At 69.6% G+C, this 19,450-nt stretch carries 11 protein-coding genes; 7 read left to right on the top strand and 4 right to left on the bottom strand.

The window, feature by feature from the left end:
* Window positions 1–1,254 carry an AAA family ATPase gene (locus OEB96_RS02455; RefSeq protein WP_266213786.1) on the top strand — a complete coding sequence of 418 codons (1,254 nt, stop codon included), beginning with the start codon at window positions 1–3 and terminating at the stop codon, window positions 1,252–1,254.
* A complete protein-coding gene (locus OEB96_RS02450; protein WP_266213785.1) occupies window positions 1,251–1,946 on the top strand; it encodes a hypothetical protein in 696 nt (231 codons plus the stop codon). The genes OEB96_RS02455 and OEB96_RS02450 overlap by 4 nt, the downstream gene beginning before the upstream one ends.
* A 45-nt stretch (window positions 1,947–1,991) precedes the next feature.
* Here OEB96_RS02450 and OEB96_RS02445 read toward each other — a convergent pair whose 3' ends face one another.
* Entirely contained in the window at window positions 1,992–3,848 is a 1,857-nt protein-coding gene (locus OEB96_RS02445) for a DUF2330 domain-containing protein (protein ID WP_266213784.1), read from the bottom strand.
* A gap of 69 nt (window positions 3,849–3,917) precedes the next feature.
* A complete protein-coding gene (locus OEB96_RS02440; RefSeq protein WP_266213783.1) occupies window positions 3,918–4,820 on the bottom strand; it encodes an endonuclease/exonuclease/phosphatase family protein in 903 nt (300 codons plus the stop codon).
* A gap of 147 nt (window positions 4,821–4,967) precedes the next feature.
* On the opposite strand from OEB96_RS02440, the gene OEB96_RS02435 reads away from it, so the two are divergent.
* Window positions 4,968–5,765: a glycerophosphodiester phosphodiesterase family protein gene (locus OEB96_RS02435; protein ID WP_266213782.1), complete on the top strand. Its 798-nt coding sequence runs from the start codon at window positions 4,968–4,970 to the stop codon at window positions 5,763–5,765.
* A gap of 161 nt (window positions 5,766–5,926) precedes the next feature.
* On the opposite strand, the gene OEB96_RS02430 is transcribed toward OEB96_RS02435, so the two are convergent.
* Both OEB96_RS02430 and OEB96_RS02425 read right to left on the bottom strand, forming a co-directional pair.
* Complete coding sequence (locus tag OEB96_RS02430) at window positions 5,927–6,376, bottom strand: OsmC family protein (protein ID WP_266213781.1); 450 nt, start codon at window positions 6,374–6,376, stop codon at window positions 5,927–5,929.
* A gap of 147 nt (window positions 6,377–6,523) precedes the next feature.
* Window positions 6,524–8,020, bottom strand: a complete 1,497-nt coding sequence (locus OEB96_RS02425) for a dihydrolipoyl dehydrogenase family protein (RefSeq protein ID WP_266213780.1) — start codon at window positions 8,018–8,020, stop codon at window positions 6,524–6,526.
* Window positions 8,021–8,088: 68 nt separating this feature from the next.
* On the opposite strand from OEB96_RS02425, the gene OEB96_RS02420 reads away from it, so the two are divergent.
* From OEB96_RS02420 to OEB96_RS02405, 4 genes are all read left to right on the top strand, one after another.
* Window positions 8,089–10,050: a hypothetical protein gene (locus OEB96_RS02420; protein WP_266213779.1), complete on the top strand. Its 1,962-nt coding sequence runs from the start codon at window positions 8,089–8,091 to the stop codon at window positions 10,048–10,050.
* A 456-nt stretch (window positions 10,051–10,506) separates the two neighbouring features.
* A complete protein-coding gene (locus OEB96_RS02415; RefSeq protein WP_266213778.1) occupies window positions 10,507–11,868 on the top strand; it encodes a sigma-54-dependent transcriptional regulator in 1,362 nt (453 codons plus the stop codon).
* 247 nt (window positions 11,869–12,115) lie between these two features.
* Window positions 12,116–13,231: a sigma-70 family RNA polymerase sigma factor gene (locus OEB96_RS02410; RefSeq protein ID WP_266213777.1), complete on the top strand. Its 1,116-nt coding sequence runs from the start codon at window positions 12,116–12,118 to the stop codon at window positions 13,229–13,231.
* Window positions 13,232–13,306: 75 nt separating this feature from the next.
* The gene (locus OEB96_RS02405) at window positions 13,307–19,441 is read left to right on the top strand and encodes an Ig-like domain-containing alpha-2-macroglobulin family protein (protein WP_266213776.1); all 6,135 of its coding nucleotides are present in this window, start codon (window positions 13,307–13,309) and stop codon (window positions 19,439–19,441) included.
* Window positions 19,442–19,450: the final 9 nt, after the last annotated feature.

Here is a 19,450-nt window from a genome sequence, read left to right as displayed (position 1 = left end):
ATGCTCCATCATCTCGCGTTTCGAGACGTCGGCCCCGCCCCGGAGCTGTCCATCTCGCTTGGTCCTCGGATCAACCTGATCACCGGCGACAATGGGCTCGGAAAGACGTTCCTGCTCGAGGCGGCGTGGTGGGCCCTCACCCGTACGTGGGCGGGGCTTCCGCTGATGCCACGGCGCGGGCCCAACGTCCGGCCTCGCATCGAGTACCGCTTCGATGCCAAGACCGGAGCGAAGGACTACGTCGCGAACTACGACTTCGAGCGCCTGGGATGGCCCTCCCCCAAGGCCCGTCCTGCCGACCCGGGCATGGTGCTCTACGCCCGAGTCGATGGCAGCTTCTCGGTGTGGGATCCCGCGCGAAATTACTGGAAGAATGCACCTTCGCTGGGGATCGACGAGCCCGAGCGTCCAGCCGCGTACCACTTCCCGACCCCCCAGAGCGTCTGGGACAGCGGGCCCTTTTGCAACGGACTCGTCCGGGACTGGGTCTCGTGGCAGGACAAGGGCGGGCATGCGTTCACCCAGCTCGGCGCCATTCTCGAGGCGTTGTCACCATCGCCCGCGGAGCGCCTTCGCCCGGGCGATCCGGTGCGAATCACGGGCGATCCCCGAGACATCCCCACGTTCGAGACCCCGTATGGCATCGTGCCGATCGTTCATGCTGCGGCTGGCATCAAGCGCATCGCGGCGCTGGCCTATCTGCTCACGTGGGCGTGGCAAGAGCATCAACGGGCGGTGGAGCTCAAGAACAAGCTCTCGACCACCAAGCAGGTCATCTTCCTCGTCGACGAGATCGAAGCGCACCTGCACCCCAAGTGGCAGCGCACGATCCTGCCGGCCATGCTCGGAGTGGTGCAGGCGCTCGGGGCCACCGATGCGCTGGAGGTGCAGATCGTCGCCACCACTCACTCTCCGCTGGTCCTCGCGTCGCTCGAGCCGCGCTTCGATCCGGAGCAGGACGCGGTCTTCATGCTCGACCTCGTCGGTGACCAGGTCGTGTGTTCGAAGTACGAGTGGCGACCGCGGGGCGATGCTTCGGCGTGGCTGACCTCGGAGATCTTCGATCTCGGTGAGGCCCGCTCGGTGGAGGCGGAGCAGGCGATCGAGAGCGCCACCCGGCTGCTGGAGGAGCCCGCGCCTACGCCCGAGCGGCTGCGTGACGTCCATCGCCAGCTTCGAGCCGTGCTCGAGGACACCGACCCGTTCTGGCCGCGGTGGCTGTTTCGCGCCGAGCGGATGGGGCTCGAGCCATGATCCGCGTCGAGCTTCGTCCCGAGCCGCCCAATTTCGAGGAGAAGGTGCGCAAGCCCGGGCTGCGAGCGCTCGCCGAGCTCCGAGGGGCGCCTGCTCCGAGCCGACCGGGTCCCAAGCGCGGGGTCAAGGAGGTCATCGAGAGCAAGGATCTCCCCGACTACTGGACGAGATGTCTCGACGATCTGCATGAGCAGTATCGCGGCATCTGTGCATACTCGTGCCTCTACATTCCACACGTCGTGGGGAGCAAGACGACGGATCACTTCTCGGCCAAGGCGACCAAGGTGTCCTCGAGGGTGGAGGATGCGTACGAGTGGTCGAACTACCGCCTTGCATGCGGGCTGATGAACAGCCGCAAGGGCACCAAGACGATCATCGATCCGTTCGAGATCGAGGAGGGGCAGGAATGGTTCCAGCTCGATCTCTCCACCATGCGCATCTTCCCCAATCCAACGCTCAGCGAAGAGCTCCGCAAGCGCATCCAGGGCACCATCGACGACCTCGCGCTCGATGACTACGACTGTCGAAGGGCTCGCGGCAACTGGTATCAGCCCTACCTCGAGGGGAAGATCACCTTCTCCTTTCTCGAGGAGAAGTGCCCCTTCCTCGCGGCCGAGATCGTGCGTCAGCTGGGTCGGCCTCCCGAGTGGTGGACGCCGGGATCGGCGGTCGGACGCCAGCGGTCGGAGTGATCGGGGCCGAGCGGCCGGCCCCGTCGTCGGGTACCACGGGGTTGCTCACCGCCGTCGTCGCAGGCCCAGCAGCGCCAGGCCGAGCAGCCCGAGTCCCCACGCGTTCCCGCGCGGCCGGGTCGAGCAGCCGCAGCCGCCGTCCCCGCCCGAGCCATCCTGCCCGGCGGTGCCGGTGCTGCCCTCACCGTCGGTGGCCGAGCCGCTGGTGCTCACGCCGGTGGCCGTGCCGTTGGTATCGGTGCCGTTGGTGTCCGTGCCGTCGGCCGTGGTGTCGGCGCTCCCGTTGCCGCACGCCTCGGGCGAGGGGTAGTCGAACTGGCAGTTGTACTCCGCGAGCAGGGTGTCGATGAGCACCGTGTTGTCCACCAGGCTCACCGGACCCCCCGCGGCCGCGATCTCCTGCACCTCTTCCTCCCAGGGCATCTCGCCCGGGATGTCCGGCCACATGGCGGGGTTGGGCGCATACACCTCGCGCCCGTCGGGCAGGGTCCAGATCGCGGCGTTGTTGCAGCGGATGAACCGGTTGGCGACCTCGTTGGTGAGGTCGACGTCGGGCAGGTCGGGGTTCTCGTAGAAGAACGGATCCTCGGTCATCTCCCCGGGAGAGATCGTGGTGTACATGCGAGTGAGGGTGGGGAACGAGTCGAGCACCGTCACCGCGTGCTGCCCCGGATCGATGATGCGCTCCTGGAGCGCCTGGGAGAACGCGGTGCCGTCCCAGGCCATCATGTCGATCTGGCCCGCATAGCACGAGAGGCACCCGTAGAAGTCGGCCTCGTTCAGGCCGGCGGGCACGGGCAGGTACTGAAGCAGCAGGCCACGGATCAGCGTGTGCGCGTAGGCGCACTCGAAGAAGCCCCCACCCACGTCGAAGCAGGACGCCAGGCCCTGGGCGTCGAGCAGATCGACGACCGTGGTGGGGTCGGCCGCCACGAACGGCGCCGCGTCCCACTGGTCGCTCCAGATCCCGTCCTGGCTCACCACCGCGCTGCTGCCGGCATACTCGGTCACGAACGCGCGCCCATTGGCCTCGTCGGCATCGACCGCGAGCGTGATCACCTCCTTGTAGTTGTCCGCGAAGTTCACCCAGTCGAGCTTGAGCGGGTTGACCAGCACGTGGCGGTAGTTCTGGGGCACCACCCGGTGATCGGCGAAGAAGAACGAGCGAATGTCCATGTCCTCGACCGCCGCGATGCGGGTGAGGCGAATGGGGATGCAGGCCTCGTCGTTGTCGAAGATCAGCGCCACCGGGTGGATCTGCTCGGTGTCCGCCCCGTTGGTGAGCCGAAACGCCGCGAACAGGTAGCCCTCGCTCAGGTACTCGTCGAGGATCGGCAGCGAGGCCGGATCCTGCTCGAACTGGTTGGCCGCGAGCCAGTCCATCACCTCCTGGGCCGTGCCGCCCTGGAGCACCACGATGTCGAACGCGCCCACCGTGTCCTCGAACACCACCTGCGGGCCGCCGCCGGTGGTGCCCGTTTCCTCGCCTCCGGTCGTTCCTCCTGCGCCGGTCCCTCCACCGTCATCTCCCGAGCTCGCGCCGCCGCAGCTCTCGACCGTGGTGGTGAAGCCATAGGAGGGCACCGTGCCGGCGAGCACGTTGGTGAACAGCGCGTCCGAGCTCACCTCGAAGCTCGGCACCTGAAGCACCGGAATGACCCACGCGAACTTCTCCGCCGTGGTCATGGGATCGTACTGGATCTGGATGTGGGCCTCGGTCGTGGCTCCCTGCATCACGAAGATGATGTTCTCGCCCGACTGGTCCACCGGCATCGAAGCCGGCCCCGTGTCGCAGAACGTGCCGCCACAGGCCTCGGCGGTGTTGGGGTGGGTCAGAGTGACCACGGCGGTCACCGCCGCAGCGGCCAGCGAAGTCCAAGCCATCTCGATCGTCGATGTCATGCCGACGACGGTATCACGGCCTTCGGGCGCCACGTCGTCGCTCGGGATCGCGCCTCGCGATTCGATGTTCTAGCGGGCTGCCACGGGTTCTGCCGCGCTCAGGACCACGAGGACGGGCTGGTGATCCGAGGTGCCGCGATCCATCACCTCGGCGGCATGGAGCTGCAAGCCCGCCCCGTAGACCACGTGGTCGAGCATCATGCGGAGCTCCCCCATGCGCGTGGGCCAGCGCCAGGTCTTGGCCTTCGGCGCGACCTGAGGCAAGGCGCTGTGCAGCCCCTGCTCGGCGAGGTAGGCGATCGCCTTGCCTTCGGCATCCTCGTTGAAGTCACCCGCGACGATGGTGGGCATCGACGGATCCATCGCCACCCAGAATGCGGCCATCTCGTCGCGTCGCACGTCGCGGGTGCTGAAGTAGCCCGCCACCCAGCTGCCCCCGTCGCTCATGGGCGGGCGCAGGTGCACGTCGAGCACCTGCACCGGGCCCAGCGGGGCATCGATCACCACGCGCCAGGCGGGAAACCACCCCACCGTGGGCTCGAGGTACTGCTCCTCGGCAATGGGGTACTTGGACATCACGCCCAGTCCCCCGGCGTTGCAGCACTCGCGAAACAGCATGTGGGGATAGCGGTCCGCGAGCACCTGGCGAAACGCCTGCTCGGAGGCGAGGGTGGTCTCCTGCAGGAGCACGAGGTCGGCATCGGCCTCGGCCACCGCGGCCACGTTGCGCGGGTCCTCGCCCACGCCGAAGTTGATGTTGAACGTCAGCACCCGCAGCGGGGGGGTGCCCGCGGGCACGGCGGGCAAGGGCGGGGGATCGAAGGAGAGCGAGCTGGTACTCGTGCGGGGGTGGTGGCGCACCGACGAGCCCGGATCGTCGGCGTCGTCGGGGGAGGCCGACGATCCGCAGCCCCCGCAGGAGCAGAGGAGCGCCACGGCCACCAGCGCACGAGCCCAGCGAGGCAGAACCATGGGGGCTTGGAAACGCCGGGAGGGGGCCTGGGTTTCGGTGCGCCTCATCGATGACCGGGCCAACGCTCGAGCGCAGGTGATCCTACACCGAGCACCTGGGGCCAGTCGCAATTCGAGCCGCGGTCGTGCTAGAGCCCCAAGGCCACCATGGCGGGTCGACTCGGTGCGCTCATGAGCCCGTGGATCTCCTTGCCCCGCATTCGCCCCAATGCCCCGCGCTGGCTGCGGCGGCGGCCCATCGCCCATCGCGGGCTGCACTGCGCCGAGCAACCCCGCGAGCGCCCCGAGAATTCGCTGGCCGCCTTCGAGGCAGCCGCGGCGGCCGGTCACCCCGTGGAGCTCGACGTGCACCTCACGGCCGACGGCGAGGTGGTCGTGTTCCACGACGAGACGCTCGAGCGCATGACCGGTCGTCACGGTCGGGTGGCCGAGCACACGCTCGCCGAGCTGACCGCGCTGCGCCTGCTCGACGGCGACGAGCACGTACCCAGCCTCGAGCAGGTGCTCGAGCGCATCGACGGACGCGTGCCCGCGCTGGTGGAGCTCAAGAGCACGGGCGCGAGCGTGGTTGGCCCGCTCGAGCAGGCGGTGTGCAGGGTGCTGGCGCGCTGGCCGGGCGAGCATGCGGTGCAGAGCTTCAACCCGTGGTCGATGCTGTGGATGCACCGTCACGCGCCGCACCTGCCACGCGGGATGCTCTCGGGCAACATGCGCCACGAAGGACTCCCGCCGCACCAGGTGATCGCCATCGAGCACCTGCTGCTCGCACCCGCCGTGCTGCCCGACTTCATCGGCTACGAGCTGGCCGCGCTGCCCCACTGGGCCCCGAGCGCATGGAGGAGGCTGGGCCGACCGCTGCTGGTCTGGACCGTGCGCGACGAAGCGGCGCTATCGCGGGCAAGGGGGCTGGCGGACAATGTGATCTTCGAGCACGTGCGGCCATGAGGCCGCGGGCCACGTGGCTCACCAAGGACCCAGGACCGGGGTCTCGGCTGACGGTCCGCGATGCTGTATGGTCTACGCGGATCACGGTGCCGCGGCTGTAGGTCCAGCACTCGGGTCGGGTCCGGTACGCGCGGACCTCGAGCCGGAAGCGGAACCGGGACTCAGCTTTCCCAGGTGACCTCGGTCTTGACCGAGCGAGCCAGGAAGCATTCCCGGTGGGCCTTCTCGTGCAGCTGCGTCACCTGCTCCGGCGTGGGTCGTTTCTCCCCCGAAAAGGCGATCCGCGGGCGCATCACGACCTTCGCCAGCCACGGCTTGCCGTCCTCCGCCTTCTCCAGGAAGCCCACCGGTTCGTCCTCGTAGGAATCGACCACGTAGCCGCTCATGCTGGCAATGGCCAGGAAGGTCAGCAGGTGGCAACTCGCGAGCGCTGCGGTGAAGGCCTCCTCGGGATCCACGCAATCCGGCCCTCCCAGGAATTCGGGGGCGGCGGCCGCCTTCAGGGCCTGACCGCTGCGGGGAAAGGTCCACTGGTGGTCCCGCGGGTATTCCTTGTAGCCGAATCCCGCGTCCGCGCGCGACCAGGAAAGAGAAGCTCGGTGGTGGCTCATGGAGCGGACCTTATAACATCGGGCTTCGGGATTTCGTGTGGGCAGCGAGCTGAGGGTATGGGTCGAGACCGCCGCAATGGAACAGGCCGGGTAGAGCGGGTTGCGTCGTCGGTCGGTCACTTGATCGAATCGGCATCGATCGCTGAGCTACTCCGCGTCCTCGTACCCGATCCGCGACAGCCGAAGCTCCGACTGGAACACGCACGGCTTGTAGATCGAGCTGCCCATCAGCATCCGCACGCAGTCCTGCAGGCCCTCGGTCACCGCCGGATGCGGGTGCAAGAGCTCGGCCAGGTCCCGCGCCGAGCGGCTGTGCTGGATCATCAGCGAGATCGCCTCGAGCATCGTCGACGCATGCACGCCCAGCGCTCGCATGCCCAGGATCCGCAGCTCGTCGTCGTCGGTGGTCAAGAGCTTGACGAAGCCATCCGTGGCCCGCATCGCGATCGGGCGGTTGACCAGCGAGTAGTTGTACACGGCCACCCGGTAGGGAATCCGCCGCTCCTGCGCCTGCAGCTCATTGAGCCCGATCGCCGCCACCTCGGGGTCGAGGAACATGATCGTCGAGAGGTTGTCGTAGGCCAGCGATCCCCTGGCCTGCCCGGCGATCCGCTCGGCCGCGTGCCGGCCCTCGATCTCCCCCACGCTCACCAGCGCCACGTCGAGGGTCACGTCGCCGACGGCGTAGACGTGGGGCACCGAGGTCTGGGTGTCGGTGGTCACCACGTGGCCGCCGTTGGCGAGCGTCACGCCGATGTCCTCGAGCCCCAGGCCGTTCGTGTTGGGTACGCGACCGATCGAGACCAGCGCGTTCTCCACCCGGATCGTCTCGCGCCCTCCCGTGTGGTGCTCGATGGTGTACTCGACCTCCTCGCCCACCACGTGCATCGAGACCAGCTTGGCGCGGTGGTGGATGGTCACGCCCTTGGCCTCGAGGTTGGTCGAGCACACCCGCGCCACGTCGGGATCCTCGAACGGAAGGATCCGCTCCGCGCGGTCGATGAGGTACACCTTGGTCTGGCCATAGTTGGCGAAGATGGTGGCGAACTCGCAGCCCACCACGCCCGCGCCGAGCACCACGAGGCTGCGCGGGAATCGCTGCAGCCGCCCGATGTGATCGGAGGTGATGATGTGCCGCCCGTCGATCTCGAGCTCGGGCAGCGTGCGCGGCCGCGAGCCGGTGGCCACGATGAAGCTCCGCGCCGTGATCCGACGGCTGTCGCCCGCGCTCGCGCCTTCCACCACCACCGTGTGCGGATCCACGAACCGCGCGCTGCCCTGCACCAGGGTGATCGAGCCGGAGGCGCCGCTGCGGGGTCCGTCCTCGCGAGGGGCGAGCTCCCGCAGCTGCCGCTTCATCTGCTCGACCTTGGCCCCGGTGGCCTCCTCGACCACCTGCATCACGGCGTCGAAGTGGACCTGGAGATCGGTGGCAACGTAGCCGCGATCGCGTCGACGGGCCCTTCGATAGTCGCACGACAGCTCCCACAGGGTCTTGGACGAGAGCGCCCCGTTGTGGACCCCCGTTCCGCCCACGCGACCGCGCTCCACCAGGCAGACCTTCTGTCCGAAGTCCCAAAGGCGCATGGCCGCGGCGAAGCCGGCCGGGCCGGCACCGATCACACAAACGTCGAAGTCGGTCACGCGCAGGATGGTAGACGATCGACGCGCCTTGAGTGGCCGCCTCGGTCTCGGCTACGCTGCCGAGCATCATGGCTTGCTCTTCCCTTGCTCTTCGATCGTCCCTGTTGCTCGTCGGCGTCGCGGCGCTGCTCACCGGCTGCCCCGATGCGCCCGTCACCCCCATCGAGGGCGACTCGTCGACGACCGACGCCGAGCTCACCACCACCGGTGCGACGTGCATGCCCGGGCAGTCGATCGATTGCACGTGCCCCGACGGCTCGCCGAGCACGCGACCGTGCCGTCTCGATGGCTCGGGCTACGACGCATGCGAGTGCGACTCCGATCCCGACACCTCGGGCGACGCCACCGCCACCACCAGCAACGACACCACGACCACCGGCGAGACCACCACCGGACCGCAGTGCACGAGCGACGAGGAGTGCACCGAGCTGCCCGTGACCGAGTGCCAGGTGCCGATCTGCGGCGAGGACGGGGTGTGCGTGCCCGACGATGCGCCGTTCGGCACCCCCTGCGGCGACGCCACCGACGACGAGTGCACCGATCCGGACACCTGCGACAACAGCGGCACCTGCCAGGCCAACCACGTCGACGAGGGCGTGGCCTGCACCACGTGCGGGGGCGACACCTGCACGTGTGCCGCAGGCGCTTGCGTGGAGTGTGCCGCGTTCGCGCCGACCAACAACTTCGTCACCACCCGCGCGATCGAGGGCTGGGAGCTGACGGGGAGCTGGGGGCTGCACCGCAGCGCGCCGCAGAGCGAGCTCGCGGCCGGGGTGGAGTTCGTGGGCCAGTTGCTCGGGAGCGACGGCAACCGGGTCGCGCCGTTCCCCGGCGCGGAGCTCGAGACCTCCTACGCCCGCACCCCGCCCACGCCGCTGCCCGCGATGATCATCTTCCTGTCGTGGAACGTGGACGAGGGCGGCGGGCTCTCCGACAACAAGACGGTGCGGGTGTCCGTGGACGGAGGCACCACCTGGGACACCCTGGTGGACTGCGCGGTGGATCCGAGCTGGCCGATGTGCCAGCCGTCGACCGCTCAGGATCCCGCCGTGTTCGACCTGGTCCAGATCCCCGTGCCGCCCGCCCTGCAGGGGCAGCTGGGCATCGTGGAATTCGGCTACGACACCGGCGACAGCTGCTGCGACTTCGAGCAGGGCTGGTACATCGACTCGCTCAACGTGGCCACGGAGTGCAGGTGCGCGGTCGACGAGGACTGCACGGCCTACGGCACCACGTGCGGCACCGGCTACTGCGCGGCGTCGGGCGAGTGCGGGCTGATGGGGATGCCCGAGGACTCGCCGTGCGGCGACCCGTTCGACAACGAGTGCAACGGGGCCGATGGGTGCGACGGGGTGGGCTACTGCCGCGACAACGTCCAGCCCACGGGCCTGGCCCCGTGCGACGATTGCCCTGGCGGGGGGATCTGCTCGTTCTGCGACGCGGGGCAGTGCCTCGACTGCCTGAGCTTCACCGACTTCACCGGGTTCAGCGATCCGGGCGGGATGCCGCCGTGGACGGTCATGGCGACCGTGGGCACGGCCGACTGGGGCTTCTACACCGAGGCCCCGCTCAACCAGAATGGAACCGGCCCCACGCTCTTTCCCAACGGGCCCGTCTACGGGACCGACGGCAACCGCAATCCGCCCTACCCGGGGTCGGAGAGCGAGTCGTCGCAGGTGATCACCAGCATCGGCACGGTGCCGTTCGAGCTGATCTTCGGCTCGTGGAACGTGGACGAGGGCTCGTTCTTCGACACCAAGAGCATCGCCATCTCGGTCGACGGGGGCATGAGCTGGACCGCCCTCGTCGACTGCGAGTCGGGGCTCAATCCCCAGCCCTTCTGCGACTTCCGCGACGATCTACGCCTCATCGACGACTGGGACGTGATCGTGCTGGACACCTCGCCCTGGTTCGGGATGAACGGCCAGCTGCGCTTCACCTACGCGACCGGCGACAGCTGCTGCGGCTTCGAGCGCGGCTGGTACCTCGACTTCAGCTACGCCATCTGCGACGACGTGGCGTTTCCGTAGCCCGCCTCTCCCCGGCAGCGCCGGCGGATCGTCGTTCCACGCGAGAATGGGCGCGCGCTCATGGGCCCCCGCGAGCTCGAGCAGCCGCCACCACAGCGGCGACCAGCGAAGCCGCTGAGCTCGCCACGGCCGCCCGAGCTCGCCGAAGTATCGGCTGCCGGCCGTCGCCTGCCAAAACAGCGTACGAATGGCGCAACGAAGGACATGGGCCCGTTCGGCGGCGAGCTGGTCGTACTCGCGAGCGGGATTGCCCGTGAGGCCGTCGTTGGCTGCAACGGCATCGGAGGGGGAGACTCGCTGCGTCATGGCGACGGGTTAGCAACACCCGCTGGAACCGCAACGGGCGCGCCGCCGGGTCGCGCGGAGCCTGCACGCCCCGACTCGAAACGTCGATGGTCGAACGAACGATGATTTCTCGGCGAGCAACGCGACTGGTGTGCGCTAGGCTCCTTCTCAGTGTCCAGTGGAACGGTCTTGATCGTCGACGACGAGGAGATCTCCTGTGAATTGCTGCGGGGGGTGCTCTCGCGCGAGGGCTACAAGACCCACGTGGAGATGTCGGCCGCGGCCGCGCTGTCCCGCCTCGAGGAGATCGAGCCCGATGCGATCCTGACCGACCTCCTCATGGACGGCATCGACGGGGTGGAGCTGTGCCGTCGGGTGGCCTCGCTGCGGCCCGAGCTGCCCGTGATCGTGATGACCGGCCAGGTGAGCGTGGACGCAGCCGTGGCGGCCCTGCGGGGCGGAGCCTACGACTTCCTCACCAAGCCCATCGACACCCAGCTGCTGAACCCCGTGATGGCCCGTGCGGTACGACATCACCGCATGGGGTGCGAGGTCTCGCGACTGCGCAAGGCCCTCGGGGAGAGTCAGCGCTTCGGCGAGATGATCGGCCGCAGCTCGGTGATGCTCAAGGTCTTCGACTTGATCGACCGGGTGGCCCATAGTGAGGCATCGGTCCTGGTCACCGGCGAGAGCGGCACCGGCAAGGAGCTGGTGGCTCGTTCGCTCCATGCGCGGGGCCGAAGGAGCCAGGGCCCGTTCGTAGCACTGAACTGCGCGGCCTTGCCTCCGGGGCTGGTGGAGAGCGAGCTGTTCGGGCACGCCCGCGGAGCGTTCACCGGGGCCAACGAGGCACGTGAGGGTCTGTTCGTGAAGGCGACCAACGGTACGCTGTTCCTCGACGAGATCGGTGATCTCCCGCGCGAGGTTCAGGCCAAGCTGCTGCGTGCCCTCCAGGAGCGTCGCGTTCGGCCGGTGGGCGGCCCGCACGAGCGTCCGTTCGATGTTCGCCTGGTCACGGCGACCAATCGTGACCTCACCGCCGACGTGGAGTCCGGGGACTTTCGCGAGGACCTCCTCTATCGCATCGACGTGGTCCGGGTGGAGCTACCGCCGCTGCGCCTGCGCGGCCGTGACGTGCTGCTGCTGGCCCAGGCGTTCGTGGAGCGCTACGCGGCCCAGTGTCAGCGCGACATTCGGGGGCTCGAGCCCGCAGCCGCGGAGCTGCTGCTCGGATATGGCTGGCCCGGCAACGTGCGCGAGCTGGAGAACTGCATGGAGCGCGCGGTGGCCCTGACCCGGGGTGACAAGATCGGCCCCACCGATCTCCCGGACAAGGTTCGCGACCATCAGATCAAGGCCGTCGTGGTGAGCACCAATGATCCAGAAGACTTGCCGACCCTCGACGAGCTCGAGCGCCGCTACATCAAGCGGGTGCTCGAGATCACCGTGGGCAACAAGTCGCACGCGGCTCGCATCCTCGGGGTCGAGCGGCGCACGCTCTACCGGCGTCTGGACAAGCACGGGCTCTCCTGAGCACGGCAACGTCTCATCCGCAACGTTTGGGCATGGGTCACAGCCGCACGGGTGAGCGGTGCTGACACAGAGCGGCCACGCCCAGGCGGTTCGGGGGCCGCGAGGAATGGGTCTTTGAGCGTCCGGGCGTTGGCACCGCGGTTGCAGATGACGCTGCCCAGCGATGGAGTCCCCGGTCTACAAAACCAAGAGCACCAAGCCCGTCTCGCGTGCACGTCGTCCTCGACCTCGAGCGTCACGCGAGCCGTTGGACTTGTACTTCGACCAGGCTCGTCGTCATCCTCGGCTGGATGCGACCGAGGAGCGCGCGGCGCTGATCCAGCTCGTCGAGCTCCGACGCGCGCGGTGGGTGGCCCTGCTGTCGCTGCCCACGCTGCGCTCGCAGGTGCTCGAGGTCCTGCGCTCGACCGTGGCCGAGCCTCCTGCGGAGGAGGGCGACGACGAGGCCTTCGCCATCGGGCTCGAGCGGGCCGACGTGGACGGCACCGTGGCCGAGCGGGTGATGGAGGCCCTCGCTGCGCTGGCCCAGGGGCTGCCGCAGATGGTCCTGCCCGGCGCGGAGCGAGAGCTCGGTTCGGCCGCCTTCGAAGGCTATCGCGAGCGCGTACGCATCGCCGGCCAGCGCTACCTCCACGCCCGCAATCGCTTCGTGTGCTCCAACCTCCGGCTGGTGGCGATGGTGGCCGAGCGCTACTCGGGCCGCGCGATGCCGCTCGCCGACCGGGTGCAGGAGGGCAACCTGGGGCTCATCAAGGCGGTCGAGCGCTTCGATCCCGCTCACGGCACGCGCTTCTCGACCTACGCGGTGTGGTGGATCCGCCACGCGATCACGCGTGCCCTGGTCGATCGCGGTCGCACGGTGCGAATTCCGGCGCACCTGCACGCCATCTTCACCAAGGTTCGCGCGGCTCGAACGGATCTCGAGGCGCAGCTCGGCCGGCCGGCTCGCGTGGCCGAGCTGGCCGAGGCGGTGGGGATGCCCGTGTCCAAGGTCCGCGTGGCCATCGAGGCGATGTCGCTGCGCTCGGTCACTCTCGACGCACCCGATGGCGATGAAGAGCAACCCACGTGGGGCGACCGCCTGGGCACTCCGGCGCCGCAGGCCGAGCTCGACGAGCGCATCGACTGCCATCGCAGCGAGGTGCTGGCTCGTCGGGCCCTGGAGGGTCTGGGGCAGATGGAGCGGGAGATCCTCGAGCGGCGCTTTGCGCTGGGCGGCGTCCCCCGAATGACCCTGGAGGCGCTGGGGCAGCACTATCGACTGTCGCGAGAGCGGATTCGGCAGATCCAGAACCGGGCGCTGGCGGCGATCCGGCAGGAGGTGGAGGGCAGCCCGCTGTCCGGGCTCGCGCTGGCCTCGTAGCCCGGTCGGAGGGCCGGGTTCGAGCCTCGCTACACGAGGCTCGGAACCCTGATAGCGTGTGGGGCCGAGGCCCCAATGACTCGCCCCTTCGCCAAGCTCGCGCTGTCGTTGTTCGTGGTGCTCGCGGTGCTCTCGTGCCGCAAGAGCAAGCCGCTCGAGGTGATCGATTCCGATGGCACGGCCCCGCCCGCGGTCGCCGCCGACGTGAAGGGATTGCTCATTCGCCTCAGTCACGCCGACCCGGCGGCGGCCGACCGGCCTGCGCCGAAGCTGGCCGAGGCCAAGCCGCTCGACGAGACCAAGATCAAGGCGGTGCTGGCCCGGCTGCCCAAGCTCGAGGCCGAGGCGTCGGATCAGAAGGACTTTGCCGTCCGCAAGGGCTCGCTGCCCCCGCCCAAGACCGGCACCACCGTGCTGGGCGCGTTCCCTCCGGCGCCCGCCAAGCCCGGGGCCACGCCGCGCCCCAAGGGCCCGCTGTCGGTGGTTCGCTTTGCGCCCGAGGGCGACGTTCCGCTGGCGCCCCACCTGAGCGTGACGTTCTCCGATCCCATGGTCGCGGTCACCTCGCTCGATGCCCTGGCGGCGGGCAAGGTACCGGTGCGGCTCGAGCCCACGCCCAAGGGAGCGTTCGGGGGCAAGTGGCGCTGGGTGGGGACCAAGACGCTGCTGTTCGAGCCGACCGAGCGCTTTCCAATGGCAACGCGCTACGAGGTGACGGTGCCCAAGGGGACCAAGTCGGCGGTGGGCAACGCGCTCGACGGGGATCAGCGCTGGACCTTCACCACGCCGCCGCCCACGGTGCAGATCACCTATCCCGCCGATCAGCCCGCGCGGCGCCAGCCGCTGATGTTCGTGTCGTTCGACCAGCGCATCGATGCGGCGAAGGTGGCAGCCACCATCACGCTGCACGCGGGGGCGCGCAAGGCCACCGAGGTGAAGGTGCGGCTGGCCAAGCCGGAGGAGATCGACGCGGACGAGACGGTGTCGCAGCTGCGCGCCCAGGCCGAGGACGGGCGCTGGCTGGCGTTCGTGCCCATGACGGCGCTGCCGTCCGACAGCCCGGTGCAGGTGTCGATCGGTCCGGGCACGCCGTCGGCCGAGGGGCCGCTGACCACCACCACCACGCAGTCGTTCTCGTTTCGCACCTACGGGCCGATGAAGGTGTCCGAGCACCGCTGCGGCTACGACGGCCAGTGCCCGCCCGGCTCCCCGTTCGAGATCGTGTTCACCAATCCGGTGGAGGCCGCGGAGTTCGATGCCTCGCTGGTGAAGGTAGAGCCTCCGCTGCCGGGCCTGCGCACCGAGGTCTACGGCGAGTACCTGTACGTGTACGGCGCGACCCGCGGGCGCACGCGCTACGAGGTCACGCTCTCGCCCCAGATCCTCGATCAGTTCGGCCAGCGCCTGGGCAAGAGTCCGTCGCTCGATTTCAAGGTGACCGAGGCGCCCGAGAACCTGTTCATCCAGGGCAGCGGCCTGACCGTGCTCGACCCGGCCGCGGGCGGCAAGATGTCGGTGTTCTCGGTCAACCACCGCAAGCTGAAGGTGCGGGCGTGGGCGGTGGAGCCCAAGGACTGGCGCGAGTACCTGCTGGCGCTCGAGAAGCTGTCGGGCGACTCGCGCGAGGTGTCGATGCCGGGGCGGAAGGTGATCGACGACGTGATCACGGTGCGCCGCGCCAACGACGAGGTGGTGGAGACGCCGGTCGATCTGTCGGCGGCGCTGACCAAGACGGCCCAGGGGCCGCGGGGGCACCTCGTGTTCATGGTCGAGCAGACCGAAGAGCCCCCCGAGCCATGGATGATGCAGCGCGCGGTGGCATGGGTGCAGGTCACGGACCTCGGCCTGCAGGCGCACGTCGATGCGGAGCGCATGCTGGTGTGGGCCACCTCGCTGGCCGACGGCTCGCCCAAGGCCGACGTGGACGTGCAGCTGCTGCACGTGGGCGCCAAGGGGCGCACCGATGCCAAGGGCCTGGTCTCGCTGCCGCTCGTGCGCGACAACGCGCAGATCATCATGGCCAAGAAGGGCGATGACGTGGCGTTCCTGCCCGAGTCGCTGTGGTGGTGGAACCCCCAGGGGTCGTGGCACACGATGGAGCAGGCCCCGTCGCTCACCTGGTACGTGTTCGACGACCGGGGCCTCTACCGTCCGGGCGAGGACGTGAAGATCAAGGGCTGGCTGCGCACCACCGATCCCGGCAAGGGCGGGGACGTGGGGGGCCTGGGCGGCCCGAGCGGCAGCAAGGTGCGCGAGGTCGAGTGGAAGCTGCACGATTCGCAGGGCAACGAGGTGGCCAAGGGCAAGCAGGCGCTCAACGCGTTCGGGGCCTTCGACACCTCGATCGCGCTGCCCGACACCATGAACCTCGGCTACGGCAGCCTCACGCTGGAGGCCAAGGGCTGGAAGGACTCGGGGGCGGAGCACTGGCACATGGTGCGGGTGGAGGAGTTCCGCCGGCCCGAGTACGAGGTGAGCGCGCGCGTGTCCGAGGGCCCGCACCTCTTGGGCGCCCACGCGGTGGCCACGGTGGAGGCGGCGTACTACGCGGGCGGGGGACTGGCCAACGCCGCGGTCCACTGGGACGTGACGTCGTCGCCGGGCCACTACCAGCCGCCGGGCCACGATGGGTTCTCGTTCGGCCGGCAGATCCCGTGGTGGATGTTCTGGAGCTACTGGGGCCCGTCGCGGCCCGAGGACGAGCCGCGGGTGGTCTCGTTCGATGCGCTCACGGATGCCGCGGGCGAGCACCACCTGCGCATGGACTTCGTGTCGGTCGACCCGCCGCAGGCGATGAGCGTGAGTGCCCAGGCCACGGTGACCGACGTCAACCGGCAAGCGTGGACCTCGAGCACCAGCCTGGTGGTGCACCCGTCGTCGCTCTACGTGGGGCTGCGCAGCGATCGCGCGTTCGTGCAGGCCGGCGAGGACATCGACGTGGACGTGATCGTGACCGACATCGACGGCAAGGTCGTGCCGGGGGTCTCGGTGCTCGTGAAGGCGGTGCGGGTGGAGTACGTGCAGGAGCACGGCGAGATGGTCGAGAAGGAGCTCGATCCCCAGACCTGCACCAAGGACAGCGCGGCGGCGGCGGTGCGCTGCTCGTTGGCCGCGCGGCGGGGCGGCAGTCATCGGCTGGTGGCCGAGGTGGTCGACGCCAAGGGCCGGCCCAACCGCACCGAGCTGACGACGTGGGTGGCGGGCGGCGAGCTGCCGGCCCCGCGCGACGTGTCGCAGGAGCAGGTGCTGCTGATCCCCGATCGCGGCGAGTACGAGGCGGGGCAGGTGGCGAAGATCGCGGTCTCGGCCCCGTGGGCCGACGCGCAGGGCCTGGTCACGATCCGCCGCTCGGGGATCGTGGACGTCCGGGTGATCCGCCTCGATGGCATGTCGACCATGATCGAGGTGCCGATCGAGGAGGCGATGACGCCGTCGATCACGGTGCAGGTGGATCTGGCGGGGGCGGCCCCGCGGCGCGGCGAGGACGGCAAGGTCGACCCCAAGCTGCCCAAGCGACCCGCGTATGCGGTGGGGACGGCCGCGCTCTCGGTGCCGCCGCGACAGCGCACGCTGGCGCTCTCGGTGGAGCCGGGCAAGCCGAAGATCGAGCCCGGGGGCGAGACCACGGTGGCGGTGCAGGTGAAGGACGCCGCCGGTCGCCCGGTGGCGGACGCCGAGGTGGCGCTGTGGGTGGTGGACGAGGCCGTGCTGGCGCTGACCGGCTACGCGGTGCCCGATCCGCTGGCCACGTTCTACGGCTGGCGCGATCCCGGGGTGCGCGACCACTACCTGCGCCAGCAGGTGCTGCTGGCGAGCGCCGGCGATCTGGTCGAGCAGGCCGAGACCGCGGCCAGCGGGGCCTCGGCTGCCCCGGGCGGCGGGGGCGGCGACAAGATGATGCAGCTCGAAGGCGCGATGCCGATGGCAGACGAGGAGGCCCCGATGGCCGAGCTGGTGTCTCGCAGCGAGGCCCCTCCGCCGCCGCCGGGTCAGCCGGCGCCCAAGCCCGAGCCCTCCAAGGCCGCGGGCAAGAAGACCAAGGACGGCAAGGACGAGCCCGGGCCTGCGATCGCGCTGCGCAAGGACTTCTCGGCGCTGGCCCTGTTCTCGCCGAGCGTGCGCACCGATGCCTCGGGCAAGGCCAGCGTGCCGCTGAAGCTGCCCGACAACCTCACGCGCTATCGCATCATGGCGGTGGCGGTGGCGGGCGAGCGCCAGTTCGGGCTGTCCGAGTCCACCATCACGGCGCGGCTGCCCTTGATGGTGAGGCCCTCGCCGCCGCGCTTCCTGAACTTCGGCGACGAGCTCGAGCTGCCGGTGGTGCTGCAGAACCAGACCGATGCGCCCATGGAGGTGGAGGTGGCGATGCGCGCCCACAACCTCGAGCTGACCGGCGGGCAGGGGCGCGTGGTGAAGGTGCCGGCCAACGATCGGGTGGAGGTGCGCTTCCCCAGCCGGGCCCAGTACGCCGGGACCGCGCGCGTGCAGGTGGGCGCGGCGGCGGGCACCTGGGCCGATGCGGCCACGTTCGAGCTGCCGGTGTGGACGCCGGCCACCACCGAGGCGTTCGCGACCTATGGTGAGCTCGACGAGGGAGGGATCGTGCAGCCGGTGCAGGCTCCGCCGGGCGTGTTCCCGCAGTTCGGCGGGCTGGAGATCAGCACCTCGTCGACGGCGGTGCAGGCGTTGACCGACGCGGTGCTCTACCTGGTGTCGTATCCGTTCGAGTGCAGCGAGCAGCTCGCAAGCCGCGTGCTGGCGATCGCGGCGCTGCGCGACGTGCTCGAGGCGTTCGATGCCGAGGGCCTACCGCCGCCCAAGGAGCTGCGGGCCGCGGTGGATCGCGACCTCGCCAAGCTGCGGCGCATGCAGACCGACGACGGCGGGTTCTCGTTCTGGGGCCGCGGCTGGCCGTCGTGGCCGTACCTCACGGTGCACGTGGCCCATGCGCTCGAGCGGGCGCACGAGAAGGGCTTCTCGGTGCCCTCGGGCATGCGCGCGCAGGCGCTCTCCTACCTCGCGGAGATCGAGCGGCACTTCGACCGCCACACGCCCGAGGACGTGCGGCGGGTGATCCGGGCCTATGCGCTCTACGTGCAGCGCCTGTCGGGCAAGCCCGATGCCCGCAAGGCCCAGATCCTGGTCGATGAAGTCGGCGTGGAGAAGCTCCCGCTCGAGGCGCTGGCGTGGGTGCTGCCCACCCTGCACGAGGACGGCAAGACGCGGGCGCTGGCCGATCGGATCGAGCGGCACCTGCAAAACCGCGCCACCGAGACCGCGGCCATGGCCCACTTCGCCACCGCCTACGACGACGGGGCGCACCTGCTGCTGCACTCCGATCGCAGGGCCGATGCGCTGGTGCTCGAGGCGCTGATGACCACCGAGCCCGGCAGCGATCTGATCCCCAAGCTGGTGCGGGGGCTGCTGGGCCACCGCAAGGCCGGGCGCTGGTCGAGCACCCAGGAGAATGCGTTCGTGCTGGTGGCGCTCGATCGCTACTTCGGCCAGTACGAGAAGGCCACCCCCGACTTCGTGGCGCGGGCCTGGGTGGGCGAGACCTTCGCGGGCAAGCACGAGTTTCGGGGACGCACCACCGAGACCCACGAGGTCGACGTGCCCATGCAGTGGCTGGCCGATCACGCGGGCACGCAAGACCTGGTGATCGACAAGAAGGGCCCGGGGCGGCTCTACTACCGCGTGGGCATGCGCTATGCGCCGCGCGATCTGAAGCTGCCGCCCTACGACGCCGGGTTCGTGGTGGAGCGCCGCTACGAGGCGGTCGATCACGAGGACGACGTGCGGCGCGATGCCGACGGCACCTGGCACATCAAGGCGGGGGCCCGGGTGCGGGTGCGGGTGACGATGGTGGCCGACGGCCGGCGCTATCACGTGGCGCTGGTGGACCCGCTGCCGGCCGGGCTCGAAGTGCTCAACCCTGCGCTGGCCACCACCGGCGCCCTGCCGCCCGATCCCGAGGACGAGGGCGGAGGGTTTTGGTGGTGGACCCGCACCTGGTACGAGCACCAGAACATGCGCGACGAGCGGGTCGAGGCGTTCACGTCGCTGTTGTGGTCGGGGGTGTACGACTACGACTACGTGGCGCGGGCGACCACGCCCGGGAGGTTCGTGGTGCCGCCGTCCAAGGCCGAGGAGATGTACCACCCCGAGACGTTCGGGCGCGGGAGCGGGGACGTGGTGGTGGTGGAGTAGCGGCTCGGA

The organism is Paraliomyxa miuraensis (assembly GCF_026337845.1).
Classification (GTDB): domain Bacteria; phylum Myxococcota_A; class Polyangia; order Nannocystales; family Nannocystaceae; genus Paraliomyxa; species Paraliomyxa miuraensis.
The sequence above is the reverse complement of the archived record's forward strand: the minus strand, read 5'-3'. Positions and strand labels throughout refer to the sequence as shown.

Bases quoted from the DNA above. Each gene is read 5' to 3' on its own strand.
- OEB96_RS02420 (WP_266213779.1), top strand. From the start codon at position 8,089: ATGGCTTGCTCTTCCCTTGCTCTTCGATCGTCCCTGTTGCTCGTCGGC.
- OEB96_RS02440 (WP_266213783.1), bottom strand. From the start codon at position 4,820: ATGGTTCTGCCTCGCTGGGCTCGTGCGCTGGTGGCCGTGGCGCTCCTC.
- OEB96_RS02455 (WP_266213786.1), top strand. From the start codon at position 1: ATGCTCCATCATCTCGCGTTTCGAGACGTCGGCCCCGCCCCGGAGCTG.
- OEB96_RS02405 (WP_266213776.1), top strand. From the start codon at position 13,307: ATGACTCGCCCCTTCGCCAAGCTCGCGCTGTCGTTGTTCGTGGTGCTC.
- OEB96_RS02450 (WP_266213785.1), top strand. From the start codon at position 1,251: ATGATCCGCGTCGAGCTTCGTCCCGAGCCGCCCAATTTCGAGGAGAAG.
- OEB96_RS02445 (WP_266213784.1), bottom strand. From the start codon at position 3,848: ATGACATCGACGATCGAGATGGCTTGGACTTCGCTGGCCGCTGCGGCG.
- OEB96_RS02435 (WP_266213782.1), top strand. From the start codon at position 4,968: ATGGCGGGTCGACTCGGTGCGCTCATGAGCCCGTGGATCTCCTTGCCC.
- OEB96_RS02430 (WP_266213781.1), bottom strand. From the start codon at position 6,376: ATGAGCCACCACCGAGCTTCTCTTTCCTGGTCGCGCGCGGACGCGGGA.